This is a genomic window from Streptomyces alanosinicus (assembly GCF_014650595.1).
GTDB lineage: Bacteria > Actinomycetota > Actinomycetes > Streptomycetales > Streptomycetaceae > Streptomyces > Streptomyces alanosinicus.
This window is the reverse complement of the sequence record NZ_BMVG01000017.1, coordinates 151,548-167,648: the sequence shown is the minus strand read 5'-3', so window position 1 is coordinate 167,648 and position 16,101 is coordinate 151,548. Positions and strand designations below refer to the sequence as shown.

The 16,101-nt window shown below is 69.9% G+C and carries 13 protein-coding genes and 4 pseudogenes; 7 read left to right on the top strand and 10 right to left on the bottom strand.

The window, feature by feature from the left end:
• Window positions 1–331: 331 nt before the first annotated feature.
• A complete protein-coding gene (gene panD / locus IE277_RS28965) occupies window positions 332–751 on the bottom strand; it encodes an aspartate 1-decarboxylase (RefSeq protein WP_189956657.1) in 420 nt (139 codons plus the stop codon).
• A 221-nt stretch (window positions 752–972) separates the two neighbouring features.
• On the opposite strand from panD, the gene IE277_RS28960 reads away from it, so the two are divergent.
• Window positions 973–3,345 (top strand): SpoIIE family protein phosphatase, encoded by a 2,373-nt coding sequence (locus tag IE277_RS28960; protein ID WP_189956656.1) that lies wholly within the window; start codon window positions 973–975, stop codon window positions 3,343–3,345.
• A gap of 87 nt (window positions 3,346–3,432) precedes the next feature.
• On the opposite strand, the pseudogene IE277_RS28955 reads toward IE277_RS28960, so the two are convergent.
• Window positions 3,433–4,598 (bottom strand): annotated as a pseudogene (locus IE277_RS28955) (short-chain fatty acyl-CoA regulator family protein); the annotation flags it as partial.
• Between IE277_RS28955 and IE277_RS28950 the strand changes: the two are divergent.
• Window positions 4,587–4,898: pseudogene (locus IE277_RS28950) on the top strand (3-hydroxyacyl-CoA dehydrogenase family protein); the annotation flags it as partial. The pseudogenes IE277_RS28955 and IE277_RS28950 overlap by 12 nt on opposite strands.
• Before the next feature lie 267 nt (window positions 4,899–5,165).
• Here the strand turns inward: IE277_RS28950 and IE277_RS47585 are convergent.
• From IE277_RS47585 to IE277_RS49665, 4 genes are read right to left on the bottom strand one after another with little or no spacing between them, the layout of a single operon-like run.
• Window positions 5,166–7,100 (bottom strand): TniB family NTP-binding protein, encoded by a 1,935-nt coding sequence (locus tag IE277_RS47585; protein WP_229882024.1) that lies wholly within the window; start codon window positions 7,098–7,100, stop codon window positions 5,166–5,168.
• Window positions 7,100–7,867, bottom strand: a complete 768-nt coding sequence (locus tag IE277_RS28940) for a TnsA-like heteromeric transposase endonuclease subunit (RefSeq protein ID WP_189956655.1) — start codon at window positions 7,865–7,867, stop codon at window positions 7,100–7,102. Before IE277_RS28940 ends, IE277_RS47585 begins: the two co-directional genes overlap by 1 nt.
• A complete protein-coding gene (locus tag IE277_RS28935; protein ID WP_189956654.1) occupies window positions 7,864–9,168 on the bottom strand; it encodes a hypothetical protein in 1,305 nt (434 codons plus the stop codon). Before IE277_RS28935 ends, IE277_RS28940 begins: the two co-directional genes overlap by 4 nt.
• A complete protein-coding gene (locus IE277_RS49665; protein WP_373310908.1) occupies window positions 9,093–9,614 on the bottom strand; it encodes a TniQ family protein in 522 nt (173 codons plus the stop codon). The genes IE277_RS28935 and IE277_RS49665 overlap by 76 nt, the downstream gene beginning before the upstream one ends.
• A gap of 107 nt (window positions 9,615–9,721) precedes the next feature.
• On the opposite strand from IE277_RS49665, the gene IE277_RS28925 reads away from it, so the two are divergent.
• Entirely contained in the window at window positions 9,722–9,985 is a 264-nt protein-coding gene (locus tag IE277_RS28925; RefSeq protein ID WP_189956652.1) for a helix-turn-helix domain-containing protein, read from the top strand.
• Complete coding sequence (locus tag IE277_RS28920; RefSeq protein ID WP_189956651.1) at window positions 9,986–11,164, top strand: TniQ family protein; 1,179 nt, start codon at window positions 9,986–9,988, stop codon at window positions 11,162–11,164. It abuts the gene before it with no gap.
• A 24-nt stretch (window positions 11,165–11,188) separates the two neighbouring features.
• Here IE277_RS28920 and IE277_RS28915 read toward each other — a convergent pair.
• From IE277_RS28915 to IE277_RS28905, 3 genes and pseudogenes are all read right to left on the bottom strand, one after another.
• Window positions 11,189–11,341: pseudogene (locus tag IE277_RS28915) on the bottom strand (rod shape-determining protein); the annotation flags it as partial.
• A gap of 68 nt (window positions 11,342–11,409) precedes the next feature.
• Window positions 11,410–11,839: pseudogene (locus tag IE277_RS28910) on the bottom strand (GNAT family N-acetyltransferase); the annotation flags it as partial.
• Window positions 11,840–11,895: 56 nt separating this feature from the next.
• The gene (locus IE277_RS28905) at window positions 11,896–12,657 is read right to left on the bottom strand and encodes a DeoR/GlpR family DNA-binding transcription regulator (protein ID WP_189956650.1); all 762 of its coding nucleotides are present in this window, start codon (window positions 12,655–12,657) and stop codon (window positions 11,896–11,898) included.
• An 89-nt stretch (window positions 12,658–12,746) separates the two neighbouring features.
• Between IE277_RS28905 and IE277_RS28900 the strand changes: the two genes are divergently transcribed.
• From IE277_RS28900 to IE277_RS28890, 3 genes are all read left to right on the top strand, one after another.
• Window positions 12,747–13,937, top strand: coding sequence for an MFS transporter (locus tag IE277_RS28900; RefSeq protein ID WP_189956649.1), 1,191 nt, complete (start codon window positions 12,747–12,749; stop codon window positions 13,935–13,937).
• A gap of 95 nt (window positions 13,938–14,032) precedes the next feature.
• On the top strand, window positions 14,033–14,677 hold the full coding sequence (locus tag IE277_RS28895) for an HAD-IA family hydrolase (protein WP_189956648.1): 645 nt from the start codon (window positions 14,033–14,035) through the stop codon (window positions 14,675–14,677).
• A gap of 384 nt (window positions 14,678–15,061) precedes the next feature.
• Window positions 15,062–15,643 (top strand): histidine phosphatase family protein, encoded by a 582-nt coding sequence (locus IE277_RS28890; protein WP_189956647.1) that lies wholly within the window; start codon window positions 15,062–15,064, stop codon window positions 15,641–15,643.
• On the opposite strand, the gene IE277_RS28885 is transcribed toward IE277_RS28890, so the two are convergent.
• Window positions 15,640–16,035 (bottom strand): hypothetical protein, encoded by a 396-nt coding sequence (locus tag IE277_RS28885; protein WP_189956646.1) that lies wholly within the window; start codon window positions 16,033–16,035, stop codon window positions 15,640–15,642. The two genes, IE277_RS28890 and IE277_RS28885, sit on opposite strands and share 4 nt — an antisense overlap.
• Between the last annotated feature and the right edge of the window lie 66 nt (window positions 16,036–16,101).

The following is a 16,101-nucleotide window of genomic DNA, read 5'->3' as shown; positions in this document are numbered from 1 at the left end:
GGGGGTGGGGTCGGGGCCCGGGGGGATCGGGGAGGGTTCCGGTGGGGGCGGGGGTGGTGTGGGGGTGGGGGGTGGTGGGGTGGGTTGTGGGGAAGGTTCGGGGGGTGGGACCGGGGTCGGGTAGGGGTCCGGCGGGGTCGGGGCGGGGGGCGGTGGTACGGGGGCGGGGAACGGGTCGGTCATGGTGTCCTCCGGGCAGTCGCGAGGCGTCGCCTCTGGACTACTCCCCCGCCTACCCGGCCCCCGCGCGGCCACTCACCCGACGGAGTGAGTGGCCGGGGCCTCCGCAGGGGACCGATCGCCGATACCGCCGACGGCACCGGTCCCGCGGTCAGGCCTGGACGGCCTGCGGGCTGCGCCGCTGGTCCGTGCCGGGTACCGGCTCGGACGGATCGGCACCGAGCGACACGATCCGGTTGCCGGCGTCGACGTGCACGACCCGCGGCTTCAGCGCCCGCGCCTCGGCGTCGGAGACCTGCGCGTAGCTGATGATGATCACCAGGTCTCCGGGGTGCACCAGATGGGCGGCCGCCCCGTTGATCCCGATCACCCCGGATCCGCGTTCGCCCTCGATGACGTAGGTCTCCAGGCGGGCGCCGTTGGTGATGTCGACGATGTGCACCAGCTCGCCCGGCAGAAGGTCGGCGGCGTCGAGCAGATCGGCGTCGATGGTCACCGATCCCACGTAGTGCAGGTCGGCCTGGGTGACGGTGGCGCGGTGGATCTTGGACTTGAACATAGTACGAAACACGAAGAGACTCCCGATTCGTCTGCTCCCTGCCTGCCGTTGCAGGTCAAGGGCTGTCCCCGGAGGCTACATCGTGGCCGCTCCGGACCGATGCCTTCTGGCCGGTTGTCAGGCCGGTTCAGCCAGTCGTCAGGCCGGTTCGGAAGGGGCGTGGCCACCGTGCGTGCGGTTGTCGTCCGTCGTGTGGCACGCGATGCTGAGGGGGCACGAAGGGAAGCGGTGTCATGGATCGTTTTCCGAATGCTGCCAACGTCGATTTCCACAGCCCCTTGGACCTCTCCAAGGCCGCCGCCGCCGTCCTGGACACCGAAGGCCGCGTCTGCGGGTGGGGGCCCTCGGCGCAGCGCCTCCTCGGGCACGCGCCGGAGGACGTGCTCGGCCGGCCGGCCGCGCGGCTGCTGGCGACGGCCCCCGGGCAGCGGCTGTCCGGTCTCTGCACGGCGCACAAGCCCCGCAGCACGGTCCTGGACCTGAGCTGCCGCGACGGCCGTACGCTGCGCGCGGCCGTGACCTTCAGCCCGCTCGCGCACCAGGGTGCCGCGGCGACCGTCGTCGTCGCGGCCGACCTGGACGTGCTGCGCGGCTGGGAGGCGCAGCTGGCGCTGCTCCAGGGGCTGGCGACCGAGTCTCCCGTGGGCCTGACGATCTTCGACACCGATATGCGCGTCGTCTGGGGGAACGTCTCCACCGATCTGGAGCTCGGCGGGATCGCCCCGTACGTCGGCCGGCCGGCCGCGGATCTCTTTCCCGAGGGCGAGTTCATCTCCCGCCATCACCCCCCGGACGAGGACCAGATCATGGAGCGTGTCATGACGACGGGGGAACCGATCATGGGCATGCACTATCGCGGGCGGGCCCCCGCCGACCCGGTGCGCGAGCATGTCTGGTCCTGTTCGTACCACCGGCTGGTGGACGCCCGGGGCGAGCCGCTGGGGTTGTTCGAGGAGTCCCTGGACATCACCGACCGCTACCGCGCCCAGGAACGGCTGTCGCTGCTCGTGCGGGCGGGAAAGCGCATCGGTGCCTCGCTGGACGTACGGCGTACCGCCGCGGAGCTGGCCGACGTGGCCGTACCGCAGCTGGCCGACGAGGTGCTGGTGGACCTGCCGCCTGCGGTCATCGAGGGACGGCAGCCGCCGACGGGCTCGGCGCCGGGACACAGTCTGCTGCGGATGCACGGCCGGACGCCGGAGGAGTTCCGGACCAGTCCCGTCTCCTACCCGCCCTCGTCACCACAGGCCATGAGTCTGGCCTCCAGCCGCCCCGTCGTCGACGACGCAGCGCCCGAGGCGCCGGACGGGCCGGGAGGGGCCGCCCCGCGCTCCTGTCTCTTCGTCCCGTTGGTCGCGCGCGACGCGATCCTGGGCCTCGCCACCTTCCTGCGCAGGAGCAACCCCGACCCCTTCGGGCCCGAGGAACAGACCCTCGCCGTGGAACTGGCCGAGCGCGCCGCCGTCGGCATCGACAACGCCCGCCGTTACACCAGCCAGCACGCGGCGGCCCTGGTGCTGCAGCGCAGCCTGCTGCCCCAGCATCTGCCCGCGCAGAGCGCGGTCGAGGTGGCGTACCGCTATCTGCCCGCCGACAGCCGTGTGGGCGTGGGCGGCGACTGGTTCGATCTGATCCCGCTGTCCGGTGCCCGGGTGGGCCTCACCGTGGGTGACGTGGTGGGCCATGGCGTGCACGCGGCCGCGACCATGGGCCGGCTGCGCGCCACCGTACGGACCCTGGCCCTGCTGGACCTGGACCCGGCCGAGCTGCTCACCCGGCTGGACGGACTGGTCGCGCAGGACTCGGCACCGCACGCGGACGACGGGCTGAGCGACGAGGCCCTCGGGGTGACCTGCCTCTACGCGATCTACGACCCGGTCAGCGGCCGCTGTGTCTGGGCGAGTGCGGGCCATCCCCCGCCGATCGTGGCCGATGCGAGCGGCTCGGTGGCACTGTCCGCGCTGGCGCCGGGACCGCCGCTGGGGCTGGGCGGCCTGCCCTACGAGAACGTGGAGCTGAGCCTGTCCGGCGGCAGCGTGGTGGCGTTCTTCACCGACGGTGTCGTGGCGGACCGGCGCACCGACATCGACAGCGGGATCGACCGCCTGGCCCATGTGCTCACCTGGCAACGCTGCCCGCTGGAGGAACTGTGCGACCGTGCGCTGTCGGCCCGACCGCCCGGACCGCAGGCGGACGACGCCACGCTGATGCTCATCCGCACCCGGCGGCTGGACGCCGACCGTGTGGCGGACCTGGAGCTGCCGCCCGACCCGGCCATGGTGGCGCACGCCCGCGCGGACACCGAGCGGCAGCTGGCGAGCTGGGGGCTGTCCGAGCTGTCGTTCAACGCCGCGCTCGTGGTGAGCGAGCTGGTCACCAACGGCATCCGGTACGCCACCGGGCCCGTCATGCTGCGGCTGATCAGGGACCGCTGTCTGCTGTGCGAGGTCTCCGACAACGCGCACACCGCGCCCCATCTGCGGCGAGCCCGCCGGGACGACGAAGGGGGCCGCGGTCTGTTCCTCGTCGCCCAGGTCTCCCAGCGCTGGGGCACGCGGTACACGGCGTCCGGCAAGACCATCTGGGCCGAGCTGGCCATCCCGTAGAGCCCCCTCGACCATGCGTGGAAATGGCGCCCGTTTCCATGGAGCGTCCTCCGTCGCCCGTTTCGAACCCTCCGCCGCCGGTCCGGCTCAGCGCACGGCCGACACGGGGTACGGCACGAAGGTGCTGGAGTTCTGGTCGATGCACAGCGGGTGGCCGAGGGGTGGGGCGGCGCGTTGCGGGCACTCAAGGCGTTCGCAGACCCGGCAGCCCATGCCGATGGGGGTGGCGGCGGAGGCGTTGGTGAGGTCGAGGCCGTCGGAGTAGACGAGCCGGTGGGCGTGGCGGATCTCGCAGCCGAGGCCGATGGCGAAGGTCTTGCCGGGTTCGCCCCAGCCCCCGCGGTGCCGGGTGACGGCCCGCGCCGTCCACAAGTAGCGCTGTCCGTCGGGTGTTTCGGCGATCTGGACGTGGATGCGGCCGGGGGCGGCGAACGCCTCGTAGACGTTCCAGAGCGGGCAGGTGCCGCCGGCCCGGGAGAAGTGGAAGCCGGTCGCCGACTGGCGCTTGGACATGTTGCCCGCGCGGTCCACCCGGACGAAGGAGAAGGGCACCCCGCGCAGCCGCGGGCGCTGCAGCGTGCTCAGGCGGTGGCAGACGGTCTCGTAGCCGAGGCCGTAACGGTCGGTGAGACGTTCGATGGCGTAGCGCACCTCTTCGGCGGCGGCGTGGAAGGCGCCGTACGGCAGGATCAGGGCCGCCGCGAAGTAGTTGGCGATGCCGATGCGGGCGAGGCGGTGGGCCGGGGTACCGGGCGCGAAGTCCTCGGCGGCCCGGCGGTCGAGGTCGTCGCGGTGTTCGAGCAGGGCGAGCTGGTGGCCATGCGGAACGCGCGCTGTCCGGGGCGCAGTCGCGTGGAGAGACGGAGGGTGCGCGTCCGCTCGTCGTACTGGTGCAGGCAGTCGCCGATCTCGCCGGTCAGCCGGACACCGTGGCGGTCGGCGAGGCGGGCGGCCAGGGCGCGCACCACCTCGCCGGGCCGGATGCCGATCTCCTGGGCGAGTTCCTCCGCCGCGAGGTCGATGTCGTGCAGGTAGTTCCGGCGGCGGTAGTAGAAGTCGCGGATCTCCTCGTGGGGTGAGCGGGGCTGTTCCGGGTCCGTGCCGCGGTCGTCGCCGAGGTGCTCGGCGAGTCGTCGGTTGCGCCGGCCGAGGTCGAGCAGGACCTGGGCGACGGCGGGCATACGGGCGGCGAGTTCCGACAGGTCGGCGGCGGAGACCCGGGCCTCGGCGAGTTCCCCGGCCAGGACCGGGCGGGCTTCGTCGTCAACGCGCTCCTCGTGCCGTATCTGCTGTCCGCGATCCGGATGGCGGAGTCGGGCTTCACCACCGCCGCCGGCATCGACACCGGCATGGAGCTGGGCTGCGCCCACCCCATGGGCCCGCTGAAGCTGGCCGACCTGATCGGCCTGGACACGGTGGCCGCCATCGCCGAGTCGCTCTACGACGAGTTCCGCGAACCCCTCTACGCCCCTCCCCCGCTGCTCCAGCGGATGGTCGAGGCGGGCTTGCTGGGCCGCAAGACCGGCCGGGGCTTCCACACCTATGAGGCCGGGTGCCCCCCCCCGGACGACTGCCCCGGCGCCGGCCGCCGCTCCGGGCGCGTGTCGGACGGCGCGAAAGATTTCAGTGGTTGGTGGTTTGACCTGGGCACTGAAATCTTCCGTGCGGTGGCCTGGCTCACAGTGGCCGCACAAAAGATTTCAGTCTGCTACTCGTCAGAGCTGTGTCTGAGGCAGACATCTCACGGTACGTAGCAAAAGGCGCCCAGGCTGCCTTGGCCCTGCGCCCTGGATAGCCCTACGGCGACACGGCCTTGGGGCTCAGCCGGCTTCGGCTTCGGGCCCGTCTTCGGTGGCGGGAGGTTCGGGGTCTTCCTGCCAGGTGGTCTCGTAGGTGCTCTGTGCGTGCTCGTTGATGACGATGCTGTCGAGGAGCCGACGGTCGATCCGCTCGGCGCCGGTGAGGACCGCGTCGACGGCCGCCTCGCGGATGAGTTCCGCGAGCGAGCTGATGTTGCCTCCGGTGCGGCGATACAGGTACTTCCACTCTCCGGCGAGGGTTCCCGGCTGGTGCCGGTATAGGACGAGGGCGTCCTCCATGGCGGCGATGACGGAGGTCCAGTCGGCCTTCTCGTCCCGGCTCTTGATGGAGTAGGGGGTCATGTGCAGAAGGGTGTTGCGTCCGGCGGTCTGGGTGACGCGGGCGGATCCTGAGCCTTCGAGGAACAGGCCGGAGTGCTTGAGGTCGACGCCTGTGTAGATGAAGGTCGCCGCGGTGTGGTTGGCGATGTACTTGAGGTGGTCGTTGACGACCTTTCCTTCCTTGAAGGAGAGGTCCATGAAGTGCGCGTCGTCGATGATCACGAGTTCGACTCCGACCAGCCGCATGTTCTCCAGGACGAGGCGGGTGATGTCGCTCTTGGTGGCTCCGGAGCGGTAGGGCTGGGCGAGGTATTCGGCGAGTGCGACGGACAGGTCTTTGGGCGTGGCCTGGGAAGGGATGTTGAGGTAGACGACGGGGGTGTAGTCGATCAGGCGGTTCTTGTCGGTGGGCTTGAGCTTGCGGGCGTCCTGCATGTCGATCTTCCACTTGCGGCAGGCGCGCTGGACGACGTCGGACTTGTAGGGCTTGCCGTGGTCGTACAGGAGGGTCTCGGGATGGATAACAGGGCGGGCGGCGGCTTCGGCGAGGCGCTCGTCGACGGTGAGGTGGCGTTCGAAGGGCACGCGCAGCATCTGGTAGCGCAGGGCGTCGGCCCAGTCGGGCCGCATGGGTTCGGGCGTCATGACGTCGGCGAGCAGGAGACCGATGTCGATGGCCTTGGTGCCGAGCGGGGTCAGGCGCCAGGCGAGGATGGAGCGGGTGGCGACGTCGAGGGCGAGGGTGAGTTCGACGTTGTAGGTGTCGTTCGTCGCGGGATCGAAGGCCAAGACGTCCAGCGGGGTGGTGTCGAGCATGACGACCTGGCAGGGCCGGTGGGCGATGACGTTGCCGAAGGTGCGGTCGGGCTGGTTGGCGTCCGAGATTCGCTGGTAGGCCGGGGCGGAGGGGCTGCGCGCGAGGAGTAGTTTGACGATGCGGCGGAAGGTGTCTTCCTTGGGCAGGAGGACGGTGCCGGGTCCGTGGTCCTCGTCCAGCCGGTTCTGCGTGCGTCGGCGAAAGCGTGTGGAGACGCTGGAGGAGCTGTCGTGGCGTTCGGCGGCGGCCTGCTCGCGGATCGCGGTGATGACGCGTTCGTCGATGTTGCGCAACGGGTTCTTCAGCCGTGCCTTGCGCCGGTCGACCAGTGCCCACAGGCCGTTTTCCTGCCACTCGTCGAGGAGTTGCCAGATACGGCGCGGGGTCAGGCCCAGCTCTGCCGCCTTGGCCTCGACGCGGGCGGTGAGCGGGAGGTCGGGCTGGTATGCGGGCCGGGGCTCACCCGCCTGGGCATTCAGCTCGTCTCCTGACCGATAGCCGGTGGTGGTCTCCTTCATGTGGGCTTCCAGCGTCAGGGCGGCCTCGCGGACTTCCTTCGGCAGGAGCGCCAGGACACCGCCCGGGTCGAGACCCGCGGCGGTGTTCGCGGCCTCAGGTATGGGCACGGTCCGGGTGCGGAAGGATGCGTCGGCGAGCAGCGTGCTGAGCATGATGGTCTGGTGGTGCCCGGAGGCCGAGCGCAGCCGGACCAGGGCCCCGGTGATGCCGGTGACCTGGTGCTGTTCTTCCTCGAACTCGATCCAGTCGGCAACGGCGATGCGGTGGCGCTGGTCCATCAGGCGCGCTCCAGGTCGGGCGCGGCCCACACCCGGGTGTGATCGCGCAGGGGCTGGGTGGGGTCGAACAGCAGACGGTGGTGCCACATGAGGTGGTAGGTGACGGCGCGCTCGACCTGAGGGTCGGGCCACAGTGACAGCAACTCGCCAATGGAGACGGGGTGCTGGGCGCGAAACAGCAGGATCTGGGCGTTGGGAGTGGCGGCATTGAGTGGCCTGCGGTAGCCAGCGAGCCATTCGACGGTGGCCCACAGCTGCGGGTCCGGCTCGCCCACCATCTGGTAGTCCCAGCCGAGTTGCCGGCAGGCCGCGGCGGTGCGGCGGGCCTGGTGCCGGACCTTGGGCTTGCCGATCTGTTCGGGGTTCTTCACGTCCAGCAACAGCACCGAGCCGTCGGTGCGGCGCACGAACAGGTCCGGGTAGTGGGTCCAGGGACCGTCGGCGTCGATGCCCTCGAAGATGAACGGCTGGGCCGCGAAGCGGGCGACCTTGGCATCGAAGTCGAGGAGCTTCATCCAGCGGGCTTCCAGGAAGCTCTCGTACTCCAGGACCGTGTCGCTGCTGACCGCCCAGTAGAAGCCGGGGGTGTGCTTCTGCCCGGCGTAGGAGGGGATGTCACGGGCGGGCACGCAGGTCTCGAACCGCACGTCGGCCGCCTGATCGGCGAGCAACAGGCGCTCGGTGCCGTCGGCGTCGTAGAAATGGATAAACAACTGCTCGGCCGCGTGCCGGACCGGGCGCAGCCTCCGGGTGCGTTTCGGGCTCACGCCACACCGTTTTGAGGGAGGGAATCGGCGGTCAGGCTGTTGCCGTACGCGGTCAGTGCGTCGGCGACGGGCTCGGGCATCGTTGTGGTGAAGCGCCGCCCGTTGTCGTATACCGAGGCCATGCCGGTTGGCGCCCAGAGGGTGGGCGCGTAGGCAGGGGCCTCGCGGAGGTCGCCGCCGGTGAACTGCTGCCAGATCCAGGCGGCGCTGTGACGACGGCGCTGCACTGTGACGCTGTACCTCAGCGGCTGGCACGCTGCGGAAAGTGCAGTGTGCGGCACGGTGGACAGATCGGCCAGCACTCGGCGGCGGGCGGCGTAGTCGACCAGGCCGCGCTCGATGATGCGTGTGCCGAGCCGCTCGATGTCCCTCCAGAAGGCGCTGACGTCGCTGATGCGCGGCTCGAGTGTGCTCGTCGCTCGTGCGGCAGTGACGGGGTTCATGTCGAGTGCGGTGGCAGCGTGCAGCCAACTGTCGGCCCCGGCATGGCGGGCCAGAGCCAAGGCGGCCAGGCGGCGTCCCCCAACCGCAGCGGTGCGGGGCAGATGGCGGGCGATCAGTTCCGCGTAGTCGTCGGCATCGACGAGATGCGGCAGTTGATCTGCGGTGAACGCAGGCTTGGCCCGGGGGCGGCTGGAGAGGACCCCCGCAGCATGCAGAAACTGCTCCAGACAGGCGGGACGTGGCAGAGGGCGCAGTGGATCACCCTGGCCGGCCAGCCGCCCGAGCGCCGCAGCACGGTCCATCCACATCGTCAACAGGTCCTGGAATGTACGCCGGTCGGGGGCGAAGAGGATCGGTTCGCTGAGCGCGAGGACGGCCGCCGCATGCCCGGCGCTGGGCGGGCATGCTTGTACTCGGCCGCCCATGCCACCCATCCCAGCCTGCCGCCACTCGCGCTGATCGCAGGTGAACGCCGCAGCCGCTGTTTCAGGAAGCGACGTGCAGGATGCGGCCTCCTCCTCGGTCGCTACCAACCGCACCACGCCGGCTATGAACCGCAGCGAGGCGAAGAACTCGGCCTGCGTCACCGAAACGCCGGCCAGCCGGACTGGGGCGCCGTCTGCGATGGCCAGGACGCGCTGCTGCAGTGTGGCAAGTTCGGCCGGCACCGCGACGGTCGGCAGCGTGGACAGGCGCTGACTGCACGGCCCGGCTTTGCGCCCGTGGCTCGCGGCCCGCCGGTTGTTGCACAAGCTCAGGTCGAGCATCGGCTGGCGAGCAGTCAGTCCCCGCGGATTGCCGGTGTAGCCGGAGCCCAGGCGTCCGTTGCACTGGCTGCACACGTCCACCAGCTGCACACGTCCACCAGCAGTACCCGGTGCTCGGGGCAGACGGCCGCGATGCCCAGCCGCCACCACACTGGCCACACCGGTAAAGCGGCCAGGCAGTTCGGGCACGCACGGCTGGAAGTGGTCAACGCCCATTCACGGTGCGGCCGTCGGAGGGAGGCAACCTCCCGTGGCTGGTCAGGCAGTTCACGACCGAAGAACTCAAGCGCCGTATCCGCGTACCTCGACAGCTGCATCGCGCCCAGTGCCCGCTCGTCCAGACCTGTCGCCGTCATCAGACCCTGAAGGCTGCGCTGGGTGAGGGAGACGCCGAACCACATCGGCCGCGCCGCTCGGTATCCAGGCTGGCACTCGAGGCCCAGCACCTGCGCGGCCCGGCCGGGCGGGATTTGCCAGTCGGCCGCCACACAGTGGAGCCAGGACGGGAACGCCTCCCCTGGTGCCGGAAGCGGCACCGATGGAAGCCTGCGCGGCACCTTCCAGACGCCGTCCACCCGTCCCCTCCGAACCCAATTGTGTAGGAGATCTACTGCAGTTGGGGGACTGTACTACGGTGCCGACCGTGGCGAACAACGATTCCAGTAAGGGTGTCCCGGCTCAACGGCTTGCCTTTGGGCGCAGGCTGCGGGCTCTGCGCACACGCGCCGGACTGACCCAGACCGCGGCGGCTGCCGCCGCGGAAATGGACCGGTCCTTCTACGCGGAGGTGGAGGCAGCGATCCACAGCGTCTCCGTCGACCGCATCCCGGCGCTGGCCCGCGCGCTGGGTGTCGAACCGTACGAGCTGTTCCAGGACGCACCCGCCGGCCTCGCGGGTGACCGGTAGATGACCGTTGTCTCGTCAGCGGAGAGCCATCGGTTGTCGCGCAGACTCCCCGTGGCTCCTGTACCGCTGCCCGGTGAGTCCCTGTTCAGCTGGGTCGATCACCTCGCCGCGGTGTACGAGGTGGACCGCACCGAGATCATGCAATGGCTGGGCCTGGACCCGAGGGCCGCCCATGCCTCGCGCCTGGCCCGTCACACTGCTGAACTGCGCCTGGACGCAGCGCGGTCGCTGCACATCGCCACAGGGCTGGAGCCGGAAGCGATCCACGCCATGACGCTGCTCGGCGTCGTCGAGGTACGTAGGAGCCGCCCGTACCGGCTGAGCGACGCGCCAGAGGCGCCGGAGGAGACCTGGGCATTCTGCCCCCGGTGCGTTGAGCCGCCCGTCCGCTGGCCACTGTGGTGGTACCGGTGGTGGGCGGTGATGTGCCCCGAGCACAACTGCTACACCGTCTCCTTCTGCCCTGACTGCGGTTCTCCCTTCTCACCCGCGATCCTGCGCGGGGACGCGCCGGGCCACTGCCCGGGGTTCACCTCGCTCGCAGACGAGCAGCATCGGGCACCCGGCAGGCGCCGTCCCAAGCGCAAACGCTGCGGCCGTCCTCTGTGGGAGATCCTCACCCCGACCGTTGCCGATCCAATGGTGCGTGATACCCACCAGCGGCTGGTCCGGATGGCTGGAGAAGAGCCCTCGTCGCTGGACCGGCAGTGGTACGACGACCTCCGGACCTTGCGCATACTGCTAAACGAACCCAACCCGCTATACGTTCAGACCTTCACCGGCCCTGACCCCGCCCTGCGAGAGCGCTACACCACGCAGGAGCGCGGGTCGATGTGGGATGACACCGACACCAATCCTGTCGTCTTGCGAGCAACCGGTACCGGATTCCTGCACCCCTGGCGCCGTACCTCTCCCAGTACCTACGGCAAGGAGCGAGACCCGGTGACTACAGGCGCTGAGCTCAGCGTCATCGCCTCCGTTCTTGCAAGCGACGACATGGCCGCGGCGGCTCGGGAAGCCTTCAGGGTCCTCCGCCCTGCCAGCCTCCGGGATTTCGACAACGACCTGCCGCCTTACCTGTACCGCGCTAGCTCTCAGCTGCACGCACTCATATCCCAGGCGCAGACCTCGGACGTCCTCAACAGGCTTCACGCCTCCCCCGAGCCACCGCGAACATAGCCAGGACCGGCGGCATACCGAACGCATCAGCTCGTGGTGCTGGCGCAGGTGCTGGACGACGGCGTGGTCGATGGCGTCGCCACCGACCGGGATCCGCTCGGCCGTGACGATCGCGCCGAGCGAGAGCACCGCGATCTGCGTCGTCGCCGCGCCGCACACCATGATCGCGGCGGCCGTCGCTGGGATGCTTGCCGTACTCGTCCGCCGCAGTAGTCGTGCCCGGTGTGGGGCCAGGAGCGAGCGTCGATCGCGAAGCGGTAGACCGTCGACTCCCGGGGCTGGAAACCGAGCCGCTCATACAGCCGGTTCGCCGCCACGCGATCCGGTCGGGACGTGAGATCCACCGTGCGGGCGCCGGGTCTGCCGAGCGATGCGCAGGGCTTCTTGGGTGAGCAGTCCCGCCACGCCCTGTCCCCTTGCCTCGTGGTCAACAACCACGTCTTCGACGCGGGCCCGCAATCCGGATGGCAAGGGCAGTAGCACCAGGGTCAGGGTGCCGACAATTGCCTCGGATGTCCGGGCGACGAGCACGGTGTTGGCGTCGCAGGTCACCAGTCGGTCGACTGCGTCGAAGTCGAGCGGTTTGGCGGTCGTAGACAGTTGGGGCAGCAATGTGCTGAAGGAGTCGACGAGTTCATGGCTTGCCTCCCGGACGATCTCCACGCGTACGTCCACGTTGGGAACCTCCTTGCCGACGCCCCGGGGGGCGTCCTTGAGCGACAACGGTCATGTCAGACGGTCTTGACGACGCTGCCGGTGTCCTTGAGTGCAGTGACCTCGTCGGGGGATGCTGTCGTGTCGGTGACGACGGTGTGCAGGATTGTGGCGGGGCCTACGTATGCGTGGGCGGTGCGGCCGAGCTTGCTGGCGTCGGTTGCCAGGACGACGCGGCGCGCGGCGGAGATCGCGGCCTTCTTCACGGCCGAGTCGTCGAGGTCGTAGGCGGTGAAGCCCTCGGCGGCGCTGAGGCCGCAGCAGCCCATGATTGCAGTGTCGAAGCGCAGCGTTGCCAAGGAAGCGAGGGTGAGGGGGCCGGTGAGGGCTCCCTCGGCGGCCCGTGGCTGCCCGCCGGGCACCAGCAGAGTGGCCGGACCTGGGCCTTCGCCGAATGCGTGGATGGCCTGCAGGGACAGGGGCATGACGGTGACCGGCCGCCTGCGCAGCAGGTGGGCGATCTCCAGGCATGTGGTGCCGCTGTCCAGGACGACGGTCTCGCCATCGGCGACGAGTGAAGAGACCTCGGCAGCGATGCGCCGCTTGGCCTCGACGGCTTCGCGGGTGCGCAAGGTGAACGGTGGTTCTTCGCCGCGCAGCAGCAGGGTGCGTGCCCCGCCGCGGACGCGTTCGAGGACGCCTTGGGCAGACAGTGCATCGAGGTCGCGCCGGATGGTCATCTCGGAGGCGCCGGTCAGCCGTGCGAGTTCCTGGACGGTGATCGTGCCCGACTCCCTGACGGCCTGCGCGATCAAGCCGTGGCGGTCTGCGTTGCTCATAGCGCGATTGAACACCGCACAGAACGAACATGCAATGTGTGCGAAGTGACAGTGTTCAAACATCTGGGATGTTCTTTAAGGTGCCAGTCATGGACCGTTCACTCCGAGCCGCCCGCCTGGCGACCTTTGTCTACTTCATCCTCTGCGGTACAACGATGGGGACCTGGGTGGTGCACATCCCCGCCGTTGAGGAGCGCGTGGGCATCAGCCACGCGACGCTCGGAGGGCTCCTGGTCGTCCTCGGAGCCGGGGCGTTTGCCGGTATGCAGGTGGCCGGGCGGCTGACCGATCGGTTCGGAGCACACGTTGTCGTCCCCGTCGCCGGTGTTCTGTGCAGCGTGACCCTGGTTCTGCCTGGTCTTTGCCGGGGCCCATGGGCGTTGGCAGGCGCCCTGCTGGCCTTCGGTTTCTGCAACGGCGGTCTGGACGTGAGCATGAACGCGCATGCCGTCCACGTCGAGAAGGCGTACGCCCGACCCGTGATGTCGGCCTTCCATGCCACGTTCTCGGTCGGCGGGGTCCTGGCCGCGGTCGCCGCAGCAGCCACCGTGAGCGTCGGCCTGAGCCCGGCTGCGGGCATGGTCGCGACCGCAGCCCTGGGCGTCCTCACCGCGCTCGTAGCGGCCCGGGCCCTGCTGCCGGCCGTGCCCATCGGCACCGCGGACAAGGCCGAAGAGCCGCCAGCCACCGGGCGCCGCACTGCCGGCAGACGCATCTGGATCCTCGCCGCCCTGGCCCTGATGGTCATGCTGTGCGAGGGAGCCGCCAACGACTGGAGCGCCTTGCACATGAAGGAAATTCTGGGGGCACCTGCGAGCACCGCCGCCTTCGCGTACGGCACCTTCGCGGCGACGATGACCATCGGCCGCCTGCTTGCCGACCGCCTCGTCGCCCGGTTCGGATCCTCGGCGATCCTGCGCTCCGGCGCGGCCACGGCGGCCGTCGGCATCACGATCGTGGCCCTCGCCCCGTGGGCCTGGGCCGCGTTCGCGGGCTGGTCACTGTTCGGGCTGGGACTTTCCGGGTGCGTCCCGCAGTTGCTCAGCGCTGCCGGGCACGCCGATCCCTCCGCCGCCGGCGCCAACATGTCCCGCGTCGCCGGGCTCGGCTTCCTCGGCATGCTCACCGGCCCCGCCGTCATCGGCTGGCTGACCCACCTCGTCGCCCTGAACCACGCCTTCGTCCTGCTCACCCTGCTGTGCACGATCACCGCTGTGGCCGCGGGGGCACTGCACATCGCACCCACCCCCACCCACGACATGACGGCAAGCAGCCACTGAACCCCTGCACGGTGCGGCCCCTGACCCCGTGCCGTGCAGGCCCCTCTTCTTAACCGCCGAACACCGGGCCCTTGAATCCGGAGGAACCCAAGGTCATGTCCGTCACCCGGAACATCGTGCTGTTCGACCTCTTCGGAGTCATCGCCCACCACCAACGCCCAGGCGCCATGGAGAAGATGGCCGCCCGCTGCCATGCCCCCACCGATGCCTTCGCCGCGGCTTACTGGGCCTGCCGCCCGCCCTACGACGCCGGCCAACAGACAGCATCCGAGTACTGGAACTCCGTCCTGCAAGCAGCGTCCGTGCACGCCGACGCCGACACGATCGAGGCATTGCGCCTCACCGACATCGACAGCTGGTCACGCGTCGACGACCAAATGGTCTCCTACGTCCAGTCGCTGCGTGACATCGCCGAGGTAGCCGTCCTGTCCAACATCCCCTCAGACCACGCCGACGCCTTCCTCACCGCGAACCCTTGGCTACTCCAACTGGGCCACGTCGCCTTCTCAGGAAAGATCAAGGTGGCGAAACCGGCTCCAGCAGCCTTCGAGCACTGCGTCCACGCCATGCAAGCCACCCCGGCCGACTTCACGTTTGTCGATGACCGCGAGGAAAACGTACGCGCAGCTGTGGCCGCCGGAATGGACGGACACCTCTTCACCGGATACGACACATTGGCCGCTGCCCTCGACTATCCCAAGGCCGGATTGAGTGCTGGTACTGGGGCAGAGGGAGCGTGACTGCGGACATGCGGGTGGGGTGGGCTGCGGTGATGCCGGGCGGCAGGGAGACGCCGGCCGCTGTGTCGAAGGCGCCGTGGCGGTGACCAGCACGGTCAACAGGAGGTCGTCGCAGCCCAGGTGCGGCTTGCGCCCGATGATCCGGTTCCCGGCGTCGGTGTACCCGTCAGCCCGCTGAAACCTCTGGCGCGGCACTGAAGAACCCACTGAAAAGAATCTTGAGCTACTGAAATCTTCAGTGCCGTCCGACAGCGCGCGTGTCCGGCGAGGGGCGGAGCTGCGAATCCCGGAGAGTTGCGAAGAGTGCGGATGCTAGGTTCGCCGTCGGGGAGGGAGACACACCTCACGCCTCACGACACCACCGCCAGCAGCAGGAGCCCTCGCGTGACCAGCCGTGTCCTTCTCGTCTCTCCGGCCATGAGCGCGTCGCTGCGGCGGGCCCGCTTCGACGACGGCGCCTCGATCGAGGACGGCGGTGCGGCACGGGCCCGCTCGGCGGCCGACTCGCTGCCTTCCCTCGCCCGTGTCCTCACCTCCCCCGCCGTGCGCTGCCGGGAGACCGCCGCCGCACTGGGCCTTGACGGTGCGTCGGTGCCGGAGCTGGCGGGGCTCGACGTGGGCCGCTGGCGGGGCCGCACCCTGGAGGAGGTGGGGGCCGCCGAACCGGAGGCGGTGGGCCGCTGGCTCACCGACCCCGGCTGCGCACCGCATGGAGGCGAGTCTGTGCGGGAGCTGTGCGCGAGGGTCGCGCGGTGGCTGGCCGAAGCGCCGGCGCCGGAGGGCCGTACGCTCGCCGTGGTCGAGCCGGAGGTGGTGCGGGCCGCGGTCGTCGACTCCCTGGGCCTGCCCGGCTCGGTCTTCTGGCGCCTCGATGTGCCGCCGCTGTCGGTGACCGAACTCAGCGGCCGGGCCGGGCGCTGGAATCTTCGCCTGGGGCGTCCGCTCGGCGGCCCGGAGGACGGCTAGGGCCAATACCGCTGTCTTAAGGGCTTTCCTGGCGTCTGCTGGTGGGTTTGGTGGCGGTGCAGCAGCGCTGCCAGCGCGCAGCGCAGGCAGCCGGTGTCGGCGTCGGCCTCGCGGGTGTCGCACTCCACGGCGGCACCGTCGGGGTTCGCTGTCATCGACAGGTGCGGGTGCCGGTGCGCCCGGCAGGAGTCCTTCTCGGTGGCGATCAGTGCCTCCAGGTCACGCAGAAGGCGTTCCGTGCGCTTGGCCTGCTGGGCGAGCACGCGTACGCGGGCGCTCTGACCGCCGATCTGCCGTCGGCTGGCGATCAGTTGCTCGTACTCCTGGAGGGTGAGGGCGACCGCCTCGCGGCCCCCGAGGGTGATGCGGCGCGGCTGTGGCGGTCTGGCCATCCGGTTCCTCCACACTCCTCGCCGGGGGTCGGTGTCCGGAGAACGCCAGAGGGCCCTCGGAAGGTT

What these genes read in the sequence shown, in the direction of transcription:
- IE277_RS28885 (WP_189956646.1), bottom strand. Translation starts at nt 16,035, where the DNA reads ATGGCCAGACCGCCACAGCCGCGCCGCATCACCCTCGGGGGCCGCGAG.
- IE277_RS28960 (WP_189956656.1), top strand. Translation starts at nt 973, where the DNA reads ATGGATCGTTTTCCGAATGCTGCCAACGTCGATTTCCACAGCCCCTTG.
- IE277_RS47585 (WP_229882024.1), bottom strand. Translation starts at nt 7,100, where the DNA reads ATGGACCAGCGCCACCGCATCGCCGTTGCCGACTGGATCGAGTTCGAG.
- IE277_RS28920 (WP_189956651.1), top strand. Translation starts at nt 9,986, where the DNA reads ATGACCGTTGTCTCGTCAGCGGAGAGCCATCGGTTGTCGCGCAGACTC.
- IE277_RS28905 (WP_189956650.1), bottom strand. Translation starts at nt 12,657, where the DNA reads ATGAGCAACGCAGACCGCCACGGCTTGATCGCGCAGGCCGTCAGGGAG.
- IE277_RS28895 (WP_189956648.1), top strand. Translation starts at nt 14,033, where the DNA reads ATGTCCGTCACCCGGAACATCGTGCTGTTCGACCTCTTCGGAGTCATC.
- IE277_RS28900 (WP_189956649.1), top strand. Translation starts at nt 12,747, where the DNA reads ATGGACCGTTCACTCCGAGCCGCCCGCCTGGCGACCTTTGTCTACTTC.